The sequence below is a fragment of the Mesorhizobium sp. CO1-1-11 genome, assembly GCF_020164995.1.
Lineage (GTDB): Bacteria > Pseudomonadota > Alphaproteobacteria > Rhizobiales > Rhizobiaceae > Mesorhizobium > Mesorhizobium australicum.
The window spans coordinates 47343-67327 of sequence record NZ_JAIUHE010000029.1 but is presented as its reverse complement, the minus strand read 5'-3'; the positions used below and the strand labels follow the sequence as shown (position 1 = coordinate 67327).

The following is a 19985-nucleotide window of genomic DNA, read 5'->3' as shown; positions in this document are numbered from 1 at the left end:
TAGCGGAAGCGCGCCCGGAAATTTCTAGTACCTGTCAAAGCAACTAAACCGGAGCCGCCGAGCAGCTCCGGCCTGCGCCTATCACTCGGCTGCAATGTGGAGCGGTTCGCCTTCCTCGGCCACGCTCCCGCTATCCGTTGCGGCCAAGTCCGTCTCGCCCTGAGGAGGCTCAAAGTCCGCCCCGGACGGTTCGTCTGCTGCCGCCGCTGCCTCACCGGTCACGTCATGCGCCTCTCCAAGCGCAGCGGGCTCCGTTGTGCGCATGAGTGCCGGGAGCCAGCTTGTTTCGGCCAACAACTGCTCGGCGGCTTCGGCCATCGGCTGCTTCTTCAAGGCAGCAAGCCTCTCGGCCGCCTCGTCGCTCACTGCCTCGCATACGGCGGAAAGAATATGTGCCTTGGTGATACGCCCGAGATAGGAGCTCACGGTCGGCCTCCAATGTGCCGTCATGTCGAGCGCGACCGCCGTTGCCAGCATGTCGGCCGTCTCATGAGCGCGTGGCTTGCGCTCCCAAGGTTGCTTCACGGCGTTGACCGTGAGCGAGGCGCAATGCGCAAACAGCGCCATGACGCTGGCATGGTCGAGCGCGGCGATGTAGCCCCATAGGTCGGCCACATCGACCGGCATATCCGCCGCCCATCCCGCATGACGATCCGCCAGCGCGTTGGCCGCCGCCGTGTCCTCGATGCCATCCGCGTGGCCGGCCAAGTAAGTGCTGGTGGGGCGAATTTCCAAGCAGTGAGCTTCGGCACCCTGATAGAAAGCCTGCGCGGCAAGTGCGTGCGTGACGGCGATCAGCGCGATGTCCGGTTGCTCGCCAAGCGCAAGGCGAAGGCCGAGTGTCCGGTGCGCGGTCAGGTCGCGCACGAGAATATCGGAAAGAGGCTTGCCGGAATCCTCCGCTTCGTCGTCGCTATCACCGTCCGGACCGACACCGTCCTCGATGATCTCACCATCGCCATTGATGGTGTAGCCATCGCTCTCTTCCTGCACTTCCGTTTCCGGCTGATCGTCTTCGCCCCGGATGAAGCCGCGTTCGATGCGCGCCGTCCCGTCATGGGAAAGCACGACAAACACTCCGCCGCGAGCAACGACATCTGCATCGTAGGCGTGGCGCAGTGCGTCGATGCGCTCGATCTCAGCCTCAAGCTTGCCAAAACGCTTATCGACATCGTCAGGCAGTTCCTCGGCGCTGCTCCATTCTTCCGTCAGCCGATTAAACTCTTCCAACGCCTGCGCATAGGCAGCTTCGTGCTCCTCCGACAAAGCCACCGGCTGCGGATAGGTGCGGCGCAGACCATGCGCGTGCGGATAGTCGATACGGACATCCGCCCATTTCCAACCTTCGGCCTGCCTGACGGTTTCCGCGACCCCTTGCAGCTTTTCGATGACCATTCGGTCGAGCAAGGCCGCGTCATCATAGAAGCCGCCGCGATCATCCGTGAACAGGTCGCGGATGATCATGCCGCCGGCGTCGATATAGGCCTCTTCACCGATGAGGATGGCGCGGCGGTCGGCAGCCGCAACATGGGTCTGTGTAAGCTGGCGACGGATCATGTACGGATCGCGATTGTAGGTGAGGCTGTCAAAAACCTGCTCTTGCCGTGCATGATCCTCGGTGATGGCGAAGGCCATCAACTGGTCGAGGGTCAGATTGCCATCGCGGTAGACCTGCATCAGCCTGGGGCTGACAGAACCAAGTCGCAGACGCTGCCGCACCACGTGTGCGGTCACACCGAAGCGGGCGGCGATTTCTTCCGCTCCCCATCCGCGCTCCTCATTGAGGCGACGGAATGCCTCGAACTGGTCAGCGGGATGCATCGCCTCGCGAGTAACGTTCTCGTCCAGGCTGATCTCGTGCGCATCGTTCACGGTGTCGATGACGCAGCGGATCGGTTCGGTCTTCTTGATCTGCTTCCGCTTCACGCGCAAAAGCTGAGCCAGCCTGCGGCCTTCACCGATGGTGACGAGATAGAAGCCGGTTTCAGTCCCCTCGCCGCCAAGCTCCGGCTCAACCACAAGGTTTTGCAGGACACCCTTGGCGGCAATGCTTGCCGCATAAGCTTCGATGATCGCCTCGCTATGCGGCGTCTTGCGCGCATTGCGCGGCGACTTTTTCAGCTTGTTCAGCGGAATGAAAACCTCGGTGCCGCTTTGGCTAACGGTGCCGGTTTCGACGTTCTTTGCATGGATGGTCATGGTTTTGGGTCCTTTCTCTTAACATGCCGAAGGCATGCCCCTCGGCATGCCTTCCGGGGGCGCGTGAGCGCGCGGCAGAGAGGGGGGCGAATGCCGGCGAGCGGAGCTGGGCTGCGCGTCGAGCGGGGCGACTCGGTTCAGTTCAAGTGATGAGGATCATTTGCCGCCTTGCGAGCGGGCGGCCTCGCTCTGCGCAGGCGGCATTCGCGGGGGAGAGATGGCCAAGACCATCTCTCCCCTCGCGTGTGAGTGTCGTCCGGTTGTTTGGCCGTGTTGGATATCCTCATGCGCAAAGAGCACCTTGGCCCGGCTTGCCTCCAAGAATGAAGCAGCCGAAGGAGCGTCAGCATAGCGCCGCCGAAGGCGGGACGCGGGACCGACTGCCCCGGCGAGGAGCGCCGTACGAACACGCCGAATTCCCAACCAAGGGTTCCAGTCTGCCTTTTATGCGACTTTCGAAGCACAAATAGCGAACACTAGGGCAGTGGCTCATGTGTTTCGACGTTAGCAGCTCTGACTCAATTCGCGGCCAGCGGGCATGGCGAAATGGCCGGAAGGGGACTGGGGATCTGTCCGCCGTTCGATTAAAGTCGGTGATAAGCTGTCATTCAGCATCCGGGCTGGAGACATCGTGACGAGATTGAGATTTCTGCCGGATGAGGACCACGCCAACCGCAAGACAAAGCCTTGGCTTTATGCACAACCTTTATTATTCAGCGAGCTTAGTTCTTCCCCTAGAACTTGAACCAATCTCAGACTCAGTGTCTTCTTAGGGCCAACTCGGGAGTAGACATGCCTTCAGGCTCGTTTCAACACCGCGTGTGGCAATGGGTTGTCGCGTGCTTTCCGACATCGGCGCACCTCAATGTGCAGGAGCGCAACCACCGCTTCCTTGAAGAGGCGCTCGAACTCGCTCAAGCGAACTCCTGCACAAAGTCTGAGGCACTCGAACTGGTGGAATACGTGTTCGGTAGGCCGAAAGGTGACGTGCGCCAAGAAGTTGGGGGCGTCCTCGTCACGCTCGCCGCCCTTTGCAACGCCACCAGCGTCGACATGGATGAGGCCGCCGAACAGGAACTGCACAGGAACTGGTCCCGCATCGATCGAATCCGCGACAAGCAAGCGGCCAAGCCTCAGGGATCGGCTCTTCCTCAATGAACGTAGTGCTGGCCGATCAGCGTGGCGCAAGCCTCGTCACCCAGTATTACGCAAGCGGGCGCTGACTCGCGGATGCAGATTTCGTATGGAACGGCCGACCTGAAGCATTGTTGCCTCAACCGTGACGTGGCGGAACAACGGTTTGGAAGAACATATGCAGACCGCCTGGTCACCGAGCTTGCGGATGCGGAAGCTTTCGAGAATGTCCAGGAGTGGCACGAGATCCTTGGGGGAAACGTGACCATCAATGACAATGAGAGCTTTGAAGTCGCCATCGGTTCGAGTTACACGGCAACCTTCGTGAGCGTGGATCAGAACGTCGCACTGACGGACGCTGGACGGATTGACTGGGCCAGCGTTGAATTCGTGAAGCTGACAGCCATATTGGAAATACGATGATCGACGATCACGCCACAGCCAACTGGTTTTCGAAACCTGGCGACTCGATACGCGCGATAATGCAACGACGCAACATCTCAGCGCGTGACCTTGCCGCGCGCTTTGAGGACGGGCTCGATGCTGTCCGCAGCCTCATCGACGGGTCGCGGCAAATCGACGAGTCATGCGCTTCGACACTGTCGGCAGCCTTAGGAGCAACAGCGAAATTCTGGCTGAAGCGGCAGGAGAACTTCGATACGGCGGTCGATCGTGCTGTGGTTCAAGTCCGGGAAAGTGGACATGAGGATCTGCTGCTGTGCCTCCCTGCTCCAGGCCAGAAGGCACGTGGCAAGCTATCCCTAGAGCGCCGCGCGGCCGAGATTCGCAAGAGGTTGGTCTTCTACAACGTTCCGGACGTAGAATCGTGGACGGGCCGATATGGGCGCTTGGTGGGCGAAACAGACTATCGTACCTCCAAGGCATTCGCTTCAAAGGAAGATGCCACTCTTCTATGGCTCCGGCGCGGCGAACTTGAGGCCGACATGATCCAGACGCGCGCCTGGAATTCCGGGAATCTGATGGATCGGCTGCGGGACATCCGAAGGCTTTCTATGATCCGCCATCCTCAGCTCTTTCTACCGAGATTGAGGACGCTCTGCGCTGAAGCGGGGGTTGCGCTTGTAGTCGTCAAGGCTCCCGAGGGCTGCCGCGCCAGCGGCGCGATACGAATGGTCGATCCCGACAAGGCAATGCTCCTTCTGAGCTTCCGCTACAAGCGGGATGATCAGTTCTGGTTCACGGTTTTCCATGAGATTGGACATCTGGTGCTCCATAAAGCGAGCACCTTCCTTGACGATGATGCTCTACCGGGGGACGCAGATCGGGAAAGCGAGGCCAACGAGTTTGCGGCGGAATGCGTCATTCCTCCCCTTCGGGAGTCCGAATTCGAACGCATCAGGCCTAAACGAGAAGACATCGTGCGTTTCAGCGTGTCGATTGGAGTGGCTCCAGGCCTAACCGTCGGACAGATGCAGCACCGTGGAATGCTGGACCCCGACAAGTTGAACTATCTTAAGCGTACCTGGGACTGGAGCCAGATCAACCCCGCCACCGTTTAGGATCGCTATCCTTTGAAGTGGACGAACTCGGTCGGGCTCTTTTGCCAGTTGCACAAGGCATCCTCCATCACGGCCATCCCCAGGTGAAGGCTTGCATCCAACTCATCCGCCCAGCCCTGAAGCTGAACTTCCGTTGCCGCGCCTGTGTGTGAACCTGTGAATAGGAGGCGTGCGCCGGAAGCGGGACCCGTGGCGCCCTTGAAGTAGGCGGATCCTGGCTCAATTGGAGCGATACCGTACCGCCCGATCAGAGCAAGGTAATCGAACTTCGCAAGCCGTCCAAAGGTCTTCACGCTCATGCTCCTATAAAGAGCATCGAAGATGGTTGCGGGATTGTTGCCGGTTTGCTGGATCTTTGCAGCGAAAAACGCTTGATGCGCCGCCGGCCCTATCCAACCGACGTAGCTGAGCAGCACGTCGCCGAAGCTCCTGTTGGAATTCGGCCGCAGGCTCTCGTACTTTCGGTGGTTGCCGAATTTTCCCCCAATGTTCATCCAATTCGCGTCGAGCCAGGAGATCATTGCCTGTGGGTTGTTCGAAACAGTCTGCCAGTCCCACATTCCCGCCCCCAGCCGGCCATATATCTGCTGAAGTCGAAGCCATCCGGAAGACGCGGGCCGAGCGAAATGCGTCATGAGAAACACAAGCCAAGCAGCCTCTTCTACGTTGCCGTTCTGCATATGATATGCAACCGCCCGCTCGGCATCGAACGAGCCCGAATTGGGATCTGCTTTCCTTGCTGTAACGGGCCTTTCCTGTACTCGCCTGTAGTAGTCTTCGCGCCTCAGGCTGGCGACGAACTGCATCGCAAGCGTGTCGCGCGCTAGGTGCCCCGTGACACCCGGAAGACTACGCACGTTGGCCGAATAGTTCTGAAGAGCGCTAGAGATCTGCGCATGTTGTCGTTGCCTCGACGGCCACATTTCAGGCTGCTCCACTTTTTTTTGTATCTCGCAAGGCTCGGGTCCTCTGCCTTCGGTCGAGATAGGTTCGATAAACCTCGTCATGAAATTCGGCTTTCAGCTCATCGAGACCTTCAAAGCCAGGTGCATCCCGCCGTTTAGTTGCCCAGAACACCTGCAGAAGGCGAACGATATCGGCCCAGTACGGTTCTCTCACAAAGTCTCCGGCCCGAATTTTCTTTCCTGCGCGGATCTCCCGTTCCGCCCGCAGCAGGCCGTCGGTAATCGAGAACGGGTCTCCGGAAGGCATCGAGGGCATTTGTACAGTCTTCTGATGTCCTTCATGCACGTAGTGCTTCATCGCTTCGATTGAGCCTTCATAAACATGCATGCTAGTGGCGTAGTGAATGTAGTCACCCGGATCCAGTTCAAGGCGAGTTGCCATCATCTCTTGGAGCATGGTGAAACAGAAAACGTCATGCGGCAGGCCCTTGTACGCGTCGTTCGACCGCATTGTGGTGGACATGTGAAGGCGGCCGTCCCGCGCTACGAATTGCAACGCTGTCGTGCACGGGATTTCCTTGTGATGGACCTCGATGTCCGCAGCATCGTAAAGTTGGATCACCGCGCGCTTTGAGGTGGATTTCTCTTTCAGAAGCCTGGTGACATTCTCAAGCTGGTTTATGCTTCCGCGCATCGCATGAATACGGGGGCCGTAGGCGCCAGCGAGGATGCCACCTTCCGCGTCCTCGGCGTAATCCGGGATGTATTCCTTGATGAACTCTAGAGTATTGAGCCCTCCGAGATACCAAAGTAATTCGCCCAAGGCACTGAAAGGCTTGCCACGGTCCTGGGATCGACTTATCCGAGCTCTGGGGTTAGTCATTCGCAACGCCACCCCCAGCTTTTCTCGCATTGCGCCGCGAGTACCGACGTTCTCAGCTCCCTCCGCAAGAAGGGCCGGATACAGTTCGATCAGTATCTCATCAATGCCTTCACCGCACAGGTACATGCCGCCCCCCGAATCTGCCCCTGAGTCACATCTTATGATTAGATTTCGGCAAGTAAAATGCTACGGGAGCGCGTTTAGTGCTTTTCTTGGACCTTGGGCAAGCGGCTCAGCGACCGAAAGAGTAGGGCGCAGCAGTTGGCCTCTAGATATAGGCCGATAAGGCAGCGAGAAAGCCTGCTTCCTTTTAGGGTTGCGCCCTTAGTGAAGAGGGGTCACATGAGCAAGCCTTGCGGAACAAGCCATTGCTGGCGATGGTCTCGCAGCGGGCGTTGACAGGTGGCGGCCGCCCGCCACCATCCCGAGCCCAACCGGCGACCAAGCCCCAGCGCGCCGAAACAAAGCCGGCCATGCTGGTCGACAGCTCTTCGCGGATGATGATCGGATAAGTCAGGCTCGGCCCGCCATTCCACAGCGGGAAGCTGTTGCCGAGCCGTTCGACCTCGCCGGGATGGGCGAATTCAAACCGACGAAGATGTCGGGGATTGTGGTCTTTACGAAAACGCGTCCGCACATGCACCAGAGATAGGGACCCGAAAAGCAAGAGTCTACGTCGGGACGGCTATTCGATCGTGCCACCCTGCTGATTGCCGACAGCCTCCACTATGACGGCGAAGACGCTGTCGACCTCCTCATCTATCTCGCGCAGCGGGATACCAGCCTTGATCGCATCGGCCATGGCCTGATCGGCAAGATTGGTGATCAGGCCCAGATCGACGGAAGCGTGCTCGGGTATATGTTCGCTCATCCAGCGATAGAGGAAATCCACGCCGCGTGTGCTCATTCGGCGATAAGTTCGATCGGTATCTTAAGTTCCCGGCTGGGCATTGGCTATTGCTTATCCCGGAAATCGAGCATCTTGGCGTGACGTAGCTTCTCCTCACCCTTCAGGAACCGCACGCGGCCGACCAGGCCCGGCCTTAGCCATTTGGCCTTGGCCAGCCCGTTCTTTTGCAGATCGCTGACCGTGGACACCCGATTAGAAGAGCCGCCTTTAAACTGGTCTCTGGCGTTAATTCAAAGTGGATTGGACAGCATTCTCTCGAAGCAGTGTTTGAGATTCTCCCACCCAAGAACGAGATGTGGGCAGCTCGTCTGAACTGGCATCTTGAGGCTCTTCTGCAAACTTGGCGCGCCGCAATGGCGTCTAATCAAAAGATCTCAATCTTTGACCAAGGTATGATTCAATTCGTATCCTCGCTGGCTTTGTTCAGCGACATCACGGATCGTGAAAGAGTGTCGCGTGCTTTCAAGCTTCTGCCCAAACCGGGCCTTCTTGTCCGATTGCGGGCGCCAAGACGAATTCTAGAGGTGCGGTTGAGGGAACGCCGGCGTACTCTCGGGATCATTCAGAAGTTCCTCGATCTTGATCTGCAGAGTAGTCTTGATCAAATCCACCACATTAATCTTGTCGGGGAAGAACTTAAATCGTTCCCGGTACTCACTATCTGCGTCGAAAGCTTGGATTCAGATGGCCTAAGAGCCGCCACCCGAGCAATAACGCTTCGATTAACAAGTTTGCGCGGCGCGGCCGATACCCGAACGGGCTCGGTACCAATGAAGAGAGATCGCCGACGAGAGCAAGACGTTGCGGATTAGAACGGGCACGCCAGAGCCATCTACTCGGCGCACCTCCTTTTAGCAATTGGAGCTAAAATGGTTTCGGGAACAATTAGCATGGCCAGGTGTTTGAAGGCCGCATGACGAACTATCTGGGATACTCAGTAAATAAGTACTCATGAATGTGGTATGATTCGCTACATGGGCAAGAAGGCGAAGCACGAAGGAAAGCAGGCTATCATTGCGCTGAAGTCCGATGACGAGGTGCAAACAGAAGCCGCTTACTATGCCCGCAAGTGCGGCATTACCCCGGAAGAAGCGGCCAAGATGATTCGGGAAGCCTACGCCCCAAAGCCCACCATCGTCTCTAGAGGACGTTGAGGCCATATGTCCGTTGACGAAACTGAAGTGAACGTGCGCAATAAGCCCGAAGCTGCAGATCGCAGGCGCGATGCAACAAACCTAAGCGCACCACGTTGCCACCCGTCGGAAGAGGCGGCGATGACGAAGTATCAGGTGGAAGAGATCGAAGGCGACACGGTGGTGTCATCGGGCATCGTCGTGGAGAACGATCCCATGAGGGCCGCCGAGGTGACGGCGGGTCAAAGGGTCTCACCGAGGGTACAGCAGGACCATTGGTTCCGGGTTGTCGATGAAGAGCACGCCGCCATCTACGAATACAGTTTAGTAGGGCTCGATGAACGTCCGGACCCCGCAGAATGGACGAAGCTGTCGAACCTTGGCCCGCCCAATCCTGGTATGTTGTATGGCGGCGAGCCCGCTAGTGACGGCGTGGATCACTACATGTGTGCTGTTTGCGGCCAGAGAGTCGATATGCGCGATTTGAGACAGGTCATGTGGCATCAAGTGCCTGGTCACGAGCCGCTGAAGCCGGAAGACGTCAAAGAGCCCTGATGCACAAGAAGGTTTCAACGAACTCCTACTCCGTCAAACGGGTTGGGAACGCGCTATGGCACCAAGGATGGTGCGATAGAGGCTGTCGAGCTCCTCGTCGATCTCCCCCCGCTTGATGCCTATGGCCTTCGCATCAGCGATGAGCTTGTGCGTGAGTTCGTCAACCGAGACGACGTCCGGTTTGGCGGTCTCAGGGACGTTGTTGGCGATCCATTGATCGAGAAAGTTGATACCGCGCGTGCTCATTTCAACACAAGTCGCCGGGAGATATTAGGTTCCGCTAATTCTTCCGGTTTGCGGGCTCACCCGGGGCGCCAAGAAGACGACTTCTTTCCCGATCTTTTTCCCACCGGGAGTTTGTCATTGTCGGCGAGGTTGCTGAGGAAGCCGACGAGCATCTTCGCCTGCTCGGACGTGAGGGAATATAACCGCCATCGGCCTTGGATTCGGGATTTGACAATTCCGAGTTTGGCCATATCGGTCAAATGCTGTGAAAGGGCGGTCTGTGTCCCACCAACCAAAGAGACCAGCTCCGATACCGATCTCTCGCCATCCATCAGATGAACAAGGATCAGTAACCGCTTGCGAAAGCCCAGGGTTGCAAATAGCCGTGAGGCAGCGGAGACCCGCCTTATCGAAGGCCGGCCCTTAGCTCGCGGGCGCATGCGAAGCTTGGGATCATCTTTGATTTCAGCCATACGCTGTCTCACGTAGGTACTCAAATCCACCTCGCCGCGGCTAAACACACTAAAGCCCGCCACTGAGGGAACGGTGGCGGGCTTTGCTTGAAAGCTGTCCGAACAACTCTCAGGCGCCTCTGTCCGGGGGGCGTCGAGGGGCGCCGGGGAATGAACTTGGGCCGATAGGATCGGTTCCGGCCGGAAGCAAAAAAGCCCGCCGGCCGGAGCCAGCGGGCGGGTGGTGAAAGAAGAGTTTCGTTAGTCGATCGGGCCTGTGACGGTGATCGACGAAGAAGTCGCGGCCGTAACAGCGGACAGACATTCACGCTTGGTTAGAACAGGCTTCTCATAGGTTTTCTTCATCGCGCAGCTCACACCTTGCTCGGGCCGGATACGGGAACGAGCTGAGCCGCGATAGACGCAAGCTTCTCCCGCTTGATCAGCGCTGGCTTTTTATAGGTTTTCTTCACAGTGTGCTCCTCGCTTTACCCTCGGCGGCGAAATTGCCTTGCGGAAGCGACTCTTGTCAACTGTGGGCAATCACCAGCTCGCCGGCGAGCGACATCCGGTCTGCAACAAAAGGAGCGGCTACTGCAACCAATCTCCACCTGAAAAGTTTGCAAGGCTTATCACCATCAAGGAGGGTTGACCTTGAGCGCTTTCCTGCCTGTGCGGACTAAATTTATGAGCCTCCAAACGACGAGGGCCATCTCGTCGGTGGCCGAAGCCAGAGCGGCAATGGATGCGGCATGGAAGAACAAGGACTTGCATTCCTATCGACAGGCGCTCCGCTTGCTGGACGAGGCCCAGGCAGGAACCTGCCGGCAATCCATCGCGTTCGAGGCCTTTGTCAAAGACATGGTTGTTTCAGATCAGCCGAGTGAGGGCCTCAACTCGACGCTGGCAAGCTCGATCTATGACCAGGCTCGGCGGTTGCCGGGCTCGATCTGAGCTAGAAGCACGTCCTGCGACCTAGAGGCCCGCGCCCTCGGCAGAAAAGCGCGGCCGACCAAGTTGCCTTTGGCCAGCAGCGCACGGAACCAGCGGGGAGCTATCCAATCAGGCTGTTTCAGCGCATAGCAAAAAAGCCCGTCAGTGTGAGCCAGCGGGCTGAGAACGCTTTTCAGCAGATATCAGGCGGGCAGTGGCAACGACACGCCCGACCCGGCAGTTACAGACGAAAGTCGCTCGCGCTTGATCAGCGCTGGCTTCTCACATCACACGTTGCTCAAGCCGGATACGGCTACCTGGGCAGCGATGCTACCCAGGCGTTCGCGCTTCTTCAGTTCTGGCTTTTCATAGGCCTTCTTCACGGTAACTCTCCCCCGCGTTGTCCCTCAGCGCAAAAAACTGGCTTTGTCGACAAAGCTTGTCAAGCAATGAAATGGCCCGCTGCCACGAGGGGAAAGCAGCGGGCCGGTGCGCCACGGGCGGGGAGCATGAGTATGGCGCCTGCGGGTCGAACTTCGGCTAATCCAACTTGTTCCGGAAGGATATGGATCATGGTGCGCAATTGGCCAACCGACATAGTGAGCTGATCCGCTCAGCATATTTGTGGCGGAGAGTCCTGCTTGGAATGGCGGCGCCGCTGTCGCCCATGCGAGATGGAAGGCTGCTGAGGTTCCAAACGTGAGTTCTCTGTGCCTCAGTGTGAAACCCGGCAATTAACATCGGCGGCAGGATGATCATCATCACCAAAAAGTTTGGTGACGACATGATGGGTATGATCACATGCTCGCCTTCTTGATGATCATCGTCGCCATGGCCAAACGTGATCGTTCTTTGCCGATCCCACGCTGGGAGCCGCCCCCGACTCAGCATCTGGTGGCGGGCCGGCGACGGCTGCACCGACTACATCAGGCGGCCACCGGTGACCGCAATGACAGCTCCTGTGACGAGCGCCCAAGTTCCCTGCGAAGCACCTTGAATTCCGCCACCGATGGTCTGGAGTAGCAGTTGTCTGACCGGACAGGCCAATTACCGGCGACACTCGAGTGGGAATGCAGCGGAGGCGGCGCCAAAAGCGCTCGGAAAGGCAGTGAATGCGACCTGCCTTGCCAAGCAGTCACCGCGATGGATGCGGGCTCATGCCAAATCAGCTCCGCTGATCGCAATGGCGCTGTCAGAGATCTTCGGAACAGTCGTGCCCTTGAGGTCGAGCCCTGTTTCTCTCGGCGTCCAGCAATTCATACTACCCAGCTAAGCCGTTCATGAACAGCTTGAGTAGGTGTGCAGCCAAGCGCTCCCGCTGTGGCGACTTGGACGCGACACCGCGCTCGTTACTGATCGTCTCAGCAACTCGGGCAAGCATTTCAATGTCGTTCGGTTCCAGAAAACGGCCCGGGTAAAACATGCGGCTCTCCTGAAAAGCTGCATACCAGTTACCCAAGTTGCCGGAGGCTGACAATTAACTGTGATAACAGCCCAATTCAGATTTCGCCGAACAGCTGCCGTTGCTGTTCAGTGATGAAAGTGGACGCCTGAAAGCCTGACCCGGTCGCAATTCCGATTCTAACCCGCGCAGGATCACTGTCTGGTTCCTCAGAACTGGCCCTCATCGTACCCAAAGATAGCTCCCTGCTGCCGACCGAGCTCGTAGTCGTGCGGAGCGACAAGGCACTGTGCTCGGCGACGTGTCCGGGCGCAACATATGCACAATGAGAGGCACGAACGGTGCCCAGGCAAACTGACGCCGTCGAAGTCTTGCCGTGTGCCGCGGTTCAGGCGGTCGTATCCGTGAAGGTCGCCAATTTCTGCCAATCGAAGACCACGCCCACGCCAGGCTCGTCGGGTGCTATCGCCAAACCATCCTGAAGTCTAAGCGGCTCAAGTGTGTATTGGTCAATATCGAAGCTATGCGCCTCTACCCAGCCGGCATTTGTCTGACCTGCAACGAGGCTGACGTGAAGTTCCTGCATTCCGTGACTGCAGACCGGAATGCCAGCTTTGCGGGAGAGCGCTGCCACGCGCAGCCAGCCCGTCACTCCGCCGCAGTTGGAGGCGTCAGGTTGGATGTAACCGAGCTTAGACCAAGCAAAGGCATGCTCGAACTCTTCGATGACATGCAGGTTTTCCCCCATGGCCAGCGGCATACCGGTTGCCTTGGCAATGCTGGCGTAACCTTCATAGTCGTCGGGTATGATGGGCTCCTCGAACCACAGCAGATCGTAGGGCGCGAATGCTCTCGCTGCTTCTATCGCTCGCGGGACGTCCAGCGCATAGTTGGCGTCGACCATAAAGGTGGTCTGGGGCCCGATGCGCTCGCGCACCGCCTTCACACGGGCGACATCATCGGCGAGATTATCCTTGCCTACCTTGATTTTTACCGCTGTGAAGCCGGCCTTCAGATAGGAATCGATGCTGGCCAGAAGCTGATCGAGGGTGAAGTTCAGGTCGATGCCGCCCCGATAGGCCTTGGCGGTCTTCCCTGCCCGGCCAGCCATTTGCCACAGCGGCAATCCGCTGCGCCGGCCCTTGATATCCCACAACGCAATGTCGATCGCTGATATCGCGAAAGAAGCGATGCCGCCGCGCCCGACATAGTGGATGTGCCACAGCATGCCGTCATAGAGCGTCTCGATTCCGGTCGCGTCGCGTCCCTGCAGGAACGGCGCGAGGTCATGCTCGATCATTGCCTTGATGGCATAGCCGCCCTTGCCGCCGGTGTAGGTGTAGCCCGTGCCCTCGCTTCCATCGGCAAGCCTCAACGTGACGGTCACCAGCTCGAAATGCGTGTGCGCGCCGTGCTTGGCATCGGTCATCACCTCACGCAGCGGGACCCGGAACAGCCGGGTCTCGACCTCCTTGATCTCGGTGCCGTTCATGCTTCTTCCCAATCATCTTTTTCGTCAGACCATAATTGCACCGAGCTTGCCAGCTGGCAACCGTTCCGGCCACCTTCAAGCCAACTATTGAGCATGGCCACCCGTTTGGTCTTACAAAACCATGCATGCGCTTGTGCTTTGGTCCGATTTACTTTTTAATGACATCGCTGCTGGGAGGAAGAAAGCTTGCTGGATGCGGGAGACCGTCGTGAGATGCCCGTGGCAATTACTGCCGCCCGCGCGGCCGACGCGATGGTGGCTGGCATCGAGGCCGAGATCAGCTCGGGAAGGCTTGGCGACGGCAGCTACCTGCCGGCAGAGCGCGAACTGATGATCGAATATGGCGTGGGCCGGGGCGTTGTGCGTGAGGCGATTGCGCGCCTGGCCAGCCGCGGGCTGGTGGAAGCGCGTCCACGCTTCAGGCCAATTGCACGCAGGCCCGGTCTGGACGCCGCGCTCGGCGCCCTTGAGGGAATTGTCGGCCATCTGCTGAGCGACCAGGCAGGCGTGAAGAACCTCTATGATTTGCGCGTCTTCCTCGAGGGATCTCTAGCTCGCAACGCGGCTATCCATGCTCGCAAGGAAGACATCGCAGCGCTCAGGGCCGCGCTGGCGATGAACGAAGCGGCTATTCCAGACTCGCAGCAATTCTACGCAACCGACGTGGCTTTCCACGCCGTGCTTTACGACACTGCCCGTAACCCAGTGCTGCCTGTAGTGCACAAGGCATTCACCGCCTGGCTGTCGCCACAGTGGATGCGCATGCCCCGATCGCCCGAGCGCAACCAAGTGAATTTCCTTAGCCATCGGGAAATCTGCATCGCCATTATCGAGCGCGATCCTGACGGCGCTGAGCGGGCACTGCTCAACCATCTTTCGGCGGCGTGGGAGTATGTCCGCGGTACATTCGAAAGCCGTGAGGCGCCTGAGGCATGACGCAGACCTACGATCATATCGTGGTGGGCGGCGGGGCAGCCGGATGCGTCGCGGCGGCAAGGTTGGTCAAAGCAGGAAGGCGAACCCTGCTGCTGGAGGCCGGCCATTCCCATCATCACCCCCTGCTCGACATGCCGCCCGGCATCTTCAAGATGATCAACGGCTCGAAGTTCATGCGCTATCACCGCACCGAGCCGCAAGCCCACCTCGACGGCCGCGTTCATGAAATCTCGCAAGGCAACGTGCTGGGCGGCGGCACCTCGGTCAACGCGCAGGTGTATATGCGAGGCCGCTCGGCCGACTACGACGAGTGGGACGAGATGCTGCGAGGCAACAATGCCGGCGTACGCTGGAATTGGCAGGCGGTGCTTCCGCACTTCACCGGCATGGAAGGAAACAATCGGCTGGGCGGCCAACTGCACGGCATCGAAGGTCCGCTGCTGGTCTCGGATCCAGGCCACATCGATGATGTTTCGCGTTGGTTCGTGCAGACGGTCCAGGGGCTGGGACTGCCGTACAACCATGATTTCAACGGGCCTTCGCAGCGCGGCGTCGGCTTCTACCAGTTCATGAACCGGCGCGGAAAGCGCAGCAGCGCCGCCTACGCTTTCATCGAGCCGCTGACGAATGACCCTAAGCTGACCCTCAAGCTCAACTGCACTGTCAACCGGCTGCTGATCGAGAACGGACGGGCTACCGGCGTCGTCTACTCCGATGCATCGGGCGCCGAGCATACCACCTATGCGGATGCCGACGTAATTGTCTCGTCCGGCGCCCTCATCTCGCCGAAACTGCTCATGCTGTCCGGTATCGGTCCAGCCGACGCGCTTGCCGGGTGTGGCATTGCCTGCGTCGCCGACCTTCCCGGGGTCGGCGAGAATCTGATCGACCATCCCGAGGTCCCGATCATCGCCACGGCAAACGGCCCTTACGGCTATTTCAGGCAAGGCCAAGGCTGGCGAATGATCAGGAACGGCCTGCATTTTAAACTCTTCGGCACCGGCACGATCCTGTCGGCCGGCGTCGAGGCCGGCGCCTTCGTCAATCCGGCCGATCCGGATGGTGAACCGACGATCCAGGCCTTCTGCGTTCCGCACGTCTATCTGGACCGCGATATCCTCACTCTGGTCGAGAACACCTATGGGCTTACCGTCACGACGGTTGTGGTGAAGCCGAAGTCGCGTGGTTTCGTGAGGCTGCGTTCGGCGGACCCCAAGGACATGCCAGTCGTTTCGCCCAATCTGCTCAAACATCCAGACGACATGCGGGACATGATCTCTGGTCAGCGTTATTTCCTGCAGGCTTTCCAGACCAAGCCCCTCGCCGATCGGGTCAAGGCCATCGCCGTGCCGAGTCAGGATGATCTCAGCGATGAGGCGCTGGCAAAACATTGCAAGCGCTTCGTCAAGACCAACTATCATCCGGCCGGTACATGTCGAATGGGCGCCGACAGCGACCGGATGGCGGTACTGGACGCAGCGATGCGCGTGCGCGGGATAGACAATCTGCGGGTTGCCGACATGTCGGCCTGCCCGAACATCAATGCCGGCAACACTGCCGCGCCGGCGATGATGCTGGGCGACCGCTGCGCCGACTTCATCCTGGAGGCGGCATAGAACTGATCCAGGTTGCCGACGGGAGCATGCAAAGACCGTCAGGCCGAAATCGTGAGGAAAGTCCACGGTCGCACAAAGCGACAATCAAGGAGGAAAGAGCATGATCATTACCCGTCGAAAACTACTCGTAGGCTCCGCCGCAGGCGCTGTCGCGCTTACGCTCGGCTCACGCGCCTCTGCGGCGCTGCCGCCGCTGGCCAAGAAGGACAAGTACAAGGTCGGCTTCGCCCAGACAGAAAGCAACAATCCGTGGCGCCTTGCCGAGACCAAGAGCATGCAGGACGAAGCCGCCAAGCTAGGCCATCAACTGGTTTATACGGATGCCGCAGGGTCGTCTGCAAAGCAGGCCGCCGACGTAAACTCGATGATCGCACAAGGCGTCGACGCTATCTTCTTGCCTCCGCGCGAGGACAAACCGCTGGTCCCCGTCATCCTGGCCGCCCGCGATGCCGGCATCCCGGTCTTCCTGATCGATCGGGACGTCGACCACACTATGGCAAAGCCCGGCGAGGACTATGTCTGCTTCATCGGTTCCGATTTCATCGAGGAGGCAACCCGTATCGGCGAATGGCTGGTCAAGAACGCCAACGGAAAATCGAAGATCATCGAACTCGAAGGCACGACTGGCGCGTCGGCAGCGACCGACCGAAAGAAGGGCTTCGACGATTTCATCGCCAAGCACTCGGAATTCAAGATTTTGGCGTCCCAGTCGGGCGACTTCGCCCGCGACAAGGGCCGCCAGGTGGCCGAGACGCTGCTTCAGGCGCATCCCGATGCGGATATCATCTACGCGCACAATGACGAGATGGCGCTGGGTGCGATCGCCGCTTTGGAGGCCGCCGGCAAGACCCCCGGGAAGGATGTGCTGATCTTGTCGATCGACGGCGAGAAGGAAGGCGTCCAGGCGATCATCGACAGCAAGATCGGCGCCATCTGCGCCTGCAGCCCGCTGTTCGGGCCCAAGGCTTTCGCCACGATGGCCGACTATGCCGCGGGTAAGAAGATCCCGCCCTTCATCAAGAACGAGGATGCCTTCTTCGACGCGACGAATGCGAAGAAAGACTTCGCTATTGCATTCTGATATCCACTCTCCTGCCATCTTCCCTACCCGCTCCGGCGGGTAGGGTTTCGGAGTTCGCCGATGACCGCTCATCCGGACCCAGCCGCGCTGCTCCTGGACATGCGTGATATCCAGAAGCGTTTTGCCGGCATCCCTGCCCTCGCAGACGCGTCGCTCCAGGTTCGGCCGGGCGAAATCCACGCCCTCATCGGCCAGAACGGCGCGGGCAAGTCGACGCTTATCAAGGTGCTCACCGGCTATTACCGCCGGGATGCGGGCCAGGTGCTGTTCGAGCAGAAGCCGTTCGAGGTCGGCTCTCCGCATCAGGCACAGGTCAGCGGCATCAGCACCATCTACCAGGAGATCAATCTCGTCCCGCTTCGCTCGGTGACCGAGAACATCTGCCTCGGACGCGAGAACCGCCGCCGCGGCCTGCTTGACTGGAGGGCGATGCATGCGGAAGCCGAGCGCCTGCTCAGCCGGTTTTCGATCCGCGTCGACGTGCGCCACCCACTCAGCGACTTCAACACCGCCACGCAGCAGATGGTAGCGATCGCCCGCGCCATCGGATTTTCCGCCCGCCTCGTGATCATGGATGAGCCGACGTCGTCGCTCGATGAGCGTGAAGTCTCGGTTCTGTTCGGCGTCATCCGGCAGCTCAAGGTCGAGGGCGTTTCGGTTCTATTCGTCAGCCACAAGCTCGACGAGCTCTACGAGGTCTGCGACCGGGTCACGATCATGCGCGATGGCCGCACGGTGCGCAGCGCCGCTATGAGCGACATCGGCAGGCTGGAACTGGTCGCGGCCATGCTCGGCCGCGATGTCGCGGCGGTCGAGGGCCATGCGACCGCATTCGGCGAGCGCGATCGATCCAGGATCGGCGACGTGCTGTTTGCCGCGCAGGGGCTGGCAGCTGGCCAGTCGGTTCGTGATGTGACTTTCGACGTGCGCCGAGGCGAGATCGCCGGCTTTGCCGGCTTGCTCGGTGCTGGCCGCACCGAAACAGCCCGGCTTGTCTTCGGCGCCGACCGCCTGAAGGCCGGGGAGATGACGATGGAAGGGGCATCCTACCGCCCCGCGCGAGCCGCCGACGCCATCGCGGCCGGATTGGGCTTCTGCACAGAGGACCGCAAGGCCGAGGGCATCGTGCCGGAGATGACGGTGGCGGAGAACATAACGCTGGCACTGCTGCCAAAGATCAGTCGCAACGGCATCCTCAACGAAGCCCGGCAGCGGGAGATCGTCGAGCGTTTCATTCGCGAACTCGGCATCAAATGCTCTGGTCCCAACCAGAAGGTCAGGGAACTCTCCGGCGGCAACCAGCAAAAGGTGCTGCTCGCCCGCTGGCTGGCGATGAACCCGAAGCTGCTCATTCTCGACGAGCCGACACGCGGAATCGATGTCGGAGCGAAGGGCGAGATCCAGCGCCTCATCCGCACACTTGCCGATGACGGGCTCGGCGTGCTGATGATCTCCTCGGAACTTGAGGAAGTGTTGGAAGGGGCCGACCGGATATTCGTCCTGCGCGAGGGGGAGAGCGTGGCCGAACTGGAAGGCCAGGTAACGAACGAGGAGGACGTGCTCGCGGCGATGGCGCATGGGAGTTCGGCGGAGGGGACGGCAGCGTGAGCGATCTGACCAGGCCATCCGCAGCCCACGACGCCGGAACCCGCAGCTTCAATCTGTTCGGCTTCCTGGCGCGCTACGGCACGGTGATCGCGCTGGTGGTGCTCATCGCCTTCAATCTTGCCTATACGCGCAATTTCGCGACGCTGCAGACGCTCAACGTCAACCTGACCCAGGTCTGCACGATAGTTATCGTCGCGGTCGGGATGACGCTGGTAATCGCCACAGGCGGCATCGACCTTTCGGTTGGGTCGTTGATGGCGATTTCCGGCGCATTGGCACCGATGATCTTCCTGGGGACGATTTTCCCGGTCGGGAACATGTATCTGGCGGTGGCCGTCGCGATGATCATCTCGATCCTCGTTGCCGGCCTGTTCGGACTGTTCAATGGCTGGCTGGTCTCCCGCTTCCGCATCCAGCCTATCGTCGCAACGCTGGTGCTGTTCATCGCCGGGCGCGGGATCGCCCAGGTGATGACAAACGGCAATCTGCAGACCTTCCGCGTGCCGCAATTCCAATGGATCGGGCTTGCCCGTCCGCTCGGCATCCCTGCGCAGGTCATCATAATGGCGGTGCTGGTCGCGGCGGCGGCGTGGGCGCTTCACCGCACGGTGTTTGGACGAAGCATCTTGGCGGTCGGCGGCAATGAAAAGGCCTCGGAACTCGCGGGCATCGCGGTATCGAAGATCAAGCTCGCGGTCTACGCGATCAGCGGCCTGTGCGCAGGGCTGGCCGGCCTGGTGGTCATCGCAATCAACTCCTCCAGCGACGCAAATCTGGTCGGGCTCGGCATGGAACTCGACGCCATCGCGGCCGTCGCGGTTGGCGGCACTCTGCTCAGCGGCGGCAAGGCAACAATTTTCGGCACGCTGCTCGGCGCGCTGACCATCCAGCTGGTGCGCTACACGCTGCTTGCCAATGGCGTGCCCGACGCCGCTGCACTCGTGGTCAAGGCAGGCATCATCGCGTTCGCCGTCTGGCTGCAGCAGCAACACAGAGTGTAG

At 59.6% G+C, this 19985-nt stretch carries 22 protein-coding genes; 12 read left to right on the top strand and 10 right to left on the bottom strand.

Annotated elements, in window-relative coordinates:
- Nucleotides 1-81: 81 nt before the first annotated feature.
- A complete protein-coding gene (locus LB554_RS26900) occupies nt 82-2199 on the bottom strand; it encodes a ParB/RepB/Spo0J family partition protein (RefSeq protein ID WP_224587840.1) in 2118 nt (705 codons plus the stop codon).
- A gap of 792 nt (nt 2200-2991) precedes the next feature.
- Here LB554_RS26900 and LB554_RS26895 point away from each other — a divergent pair.
- From LB554_RS26895 to LB554_RS26885, 3 genes are all read left to right on the top strand, one after another.
- On the top strand, nt 2992-3357 hold the full coding sequence (locus LB554_RS26895; protein ID WP_224587838.1) for a hypothetical protein: 366 nt from the start codon (nt 2992-2994) through the stop codon (nt 3355-3357).
- A 72-nt stretch (nt 3358-3429) separates the two neighbouring features.
- A complete protein-coding gene (locus LB554_RS26890; RefSeq protein WP_224587836.1) occupies nt 3430-3756 on the top strand; it encodes a hypothetical protein in 327 nt (108 codons plus the stop codon).
- Entirely contained in the window at nt 3753-4853 is a 1101-nt protein-coding gene (locus tag LB554_RS26885) for an ImmA/IrrE family metallo-endopeptidase (protein WP_224587835.1), read from the top strand. The genes LB554_RS26890 and LB554_RS26885 overlap by 4 nt, the downstream gene beginning before the upstream one ends.
- Nucleotides 4854-4858: 5 nt before the next feature.
- On the opposite strand, the gene LB554_RS26880 is transcribed toward LB554_RS26885, so the two are convergent.
- The 5 genes from LB554_RS26880 to LB554_RS26860 form a co-directional block, all read right to left on the bottom strand.
- Nucleotides 4859-5776, bottom strand: coding sequence for a hypothetical protein (locus tag LB554_RS26880; protein ID WP_224587848.1), 918 nt, complete (start codon nt 5774-5776; stop codon nt 4859-4861).
- 1 nt (nt 5777) lies between these two features.
- Nucleotides 5778-6767 carry a thymidylate synthase gene (locus LB554_RS26875; protein WP_224587834.1) on the bottom strand — a complete coding sequence of 330 codons (990 nt, stop codon included), beginning with the start codon at nt 6765-6767 and terminating at the stop codon, nt 5778-5780.
- A gap of 184 nt (nt 6768-6951) precedes the next feature.
- Complete coding sequence (locus LB554_RS26870) at nt 6952-7278, bottom strand: SOS response-associated peptidase family protein (protein ID WP_224587845.1); 327 nt, start codon at nt 7276-7278, stop codon at nt 6952-6954.
- 48 nt (nt 7279-7326) lie between these two features.
- Nucleotides 7327-7548 carry a hypothetical protein gene (locus LB554_RS26865; protein ID WP_224587833.1) on the bottom strand — a complete coding sequence of 74 codons (222 nt, stop codon included), beginning with the start codon at nt 7546-7548 and terminating at the stop codon, nt 7327-7329.
- A 47-nt stretch (nt 7549-7595) separates the two neighbouring features.
- Nucleotides 7596-7739, bottom strand: a complete 144-nt coding sequence (locus LB554_RS26860; protein ID WP_224587832.1) for a hypothetical protein — start codon at nt 7737-7739, stop codon at nt 7596-7598.
- A 75-nt stretch (nt 7740-7814) separates the two neighbouring features.
- Here LB554_RS26860 and LB554_RS26855 point away from each other — a divergent pair, with 75 nt between their 5' ends.
- The 3 genes from LB554_RS26855 to LB554_RS26845 all read left to right on the top strand — a co-directional run bounded on the left by LB554_RS26855 (nt 7815) and on the right by LB554_RS26845 (nt 9239).
- On the top strand, nt 7815-8363 hold the full coding sequence (locus LB554_RS26855) for a hypothetical protein (RefSeq protein WP_224587831.1): 549 nt from the start codon (nt 7815-7817) through the stop codon (nt 8361-8363).
- Between the two features lie 162 nt (nt 8364-8525).
- Nucleotides 8526-8705 carry a hypothetical protein gene (locus LB554_RS26850; RefSeq protein WP_224587830.1) on the top strand — a complete coding sequence of 60 codons (180 nt, stop codon included), beginning with the start codon at nt 8526-8528 and terminating at the stop codon, nt 8703-8705.
- A gap of 6 nt (nt 8706-8711) precedes the next feature.
- Nucleotides 8712-9239: a hypothetical protein gene (locus tag LB554_RS26845; protein ID WP_224587829.1), complete on the top strand. Its 528-nt coding sequence runs from the start codon at nt 8712-8714 to the stop codon at nt 9237-9239.
- A gap of 33 nt (nt 9240-9272) precedes the next feature.
- Here the strand turns inward: LB554_RS26845 and LB554_RS26840 are convergent, their stop codons facing one another.
- Nucleotides 9273-9485, bottom strand: a complete 213-nt coding sequence (locus LB554_RS26840; protein ID WP_224587828.1) for a hypothetical protein — start codon at nt 9483-9485, stop codon at nt 9273-9275.
- Between the two features lie 56 nt (nt 9486-9541).
- Nucleotides 9542-9937 (bottom strand): ArsR/SmtB family transcription factor, encoded by a 396-nt coding sequence (locus LB554_RS26835; protein ID WP_224587827.1) that lies wholly within the window; start codon nt 9935-9937, stop codon nt 9542-9544.
- Nucleotides 9938-10570: 633 nt separating this feature from the next.
- Between LB554_RS26835 and LB554_RS26830 the strand changes: the two genes are divergently transcribed.
- Nucleotides 10571-10870: a DUF982 domain-containing protein gene (locus LB554_RS26830; RefSeq protein WP_224587826.1), complete on the top strand. Its 300-nt coding sequence runs from the start codon at nt 10571-10573 to the stop codon at nt 10868-10870.
- Between the two features lie 1240 nt (nt 10871-12110).
- Here LB554_RS26830 and LB554_RS26825 read toward each other — a convergent pair.
- Nucleotides 12111-12272 carry a hypothetical protein gene (locus LB554_RS26825; protein ID WP_224587825.1) on the bottom strand — a complete coding sequence of 54 codons (162 nt, stop codon included), beginning with the start codon at nt 12270-12272 and terminating at the stop codon, nt 12111-12113.
- A 367-nt stretch (nt 12273-12639) separates the two neighbouring features.
- Nucleotides 12640-13743, bottom strand: a complete 1104-nt coding sequence (locus LB554_RS26820) for a mandelate racemase/muconate lactonizing enzyme family protein (RefSeq protein ID WP_224587823.1) — start codon at nt 13741-13743, stop codon at nt 12640-12642.
- 186 nt (nt 13744-13929) lie between these two features.
- Between LB554_RS26820 and LB554_RS26815 the strand changes: the two genes are divergently transcribed.
- From LB554_RS26815 to LB554_RS26795, 5 genes are all read left to right on the top strand, one after another.
- Nucleotides 13930-14679, top strand: a complete 750-nt coding sequence (locus tag LB554_RS26815) for an FCD domain-containing protein (RefSeq protein ID WP_224587821.1) — start codon at nt 13930-13932, stop codon at nt 14677-14679.
- Nucleotides 14676-16295 carry a GMC family oxidoreductase gene (locus LB554_RS26810; RefSeq protein WP_015316589.1) on the top strand — a complete coding sequence of 540 codons (1620 nt, stop codon included), beginning with the start codon at nt 14676-14678 and terminating at the stop codon, nt 16293-16295. The genes LB554_RS26815 and LB554_RS26810 overlap by 4 nt, the downstream gene beginning before the upstream one ends.
- A 100-nt stretch (nt 16296-16395) precedes the next feature.
- Nucleotides 16396-17376 (top strand): ABC transporter substrate-binding protein, encoded by a 981-nt coding sequence (locus LB554_RS26805; protein ID WP_224587819.1) that lies wholly within the window; start codon nt 16396-16398, stop codon nt 17374-17376.
- A gap of 60 nt (nt 17377-17436) precedes the next feature.
- Nucleotides 17437-18984, top strand: a complete 1548-nt coding sequence (locus LB554_RS26800; protein ID WP_224587817.1) for a sugar ABC transporter ATP-binding protein — start codon at nt 17437-17439, stop codon at nt 18982-18984.
- Nucleotides 18981-19985: an ABC transporter permease gene (locus LB554_RS26795; RefSeq protein ID WP_411908849.1), complete on the top strand. Its 1005-nt coding sequence runs from the start codon at nt 18981-18983 to the stop codon at nt 19983-19985. Before LB554_RS26800 ends, LB554_RS26795 begins: the two co-directional genes overlap by 4 nt.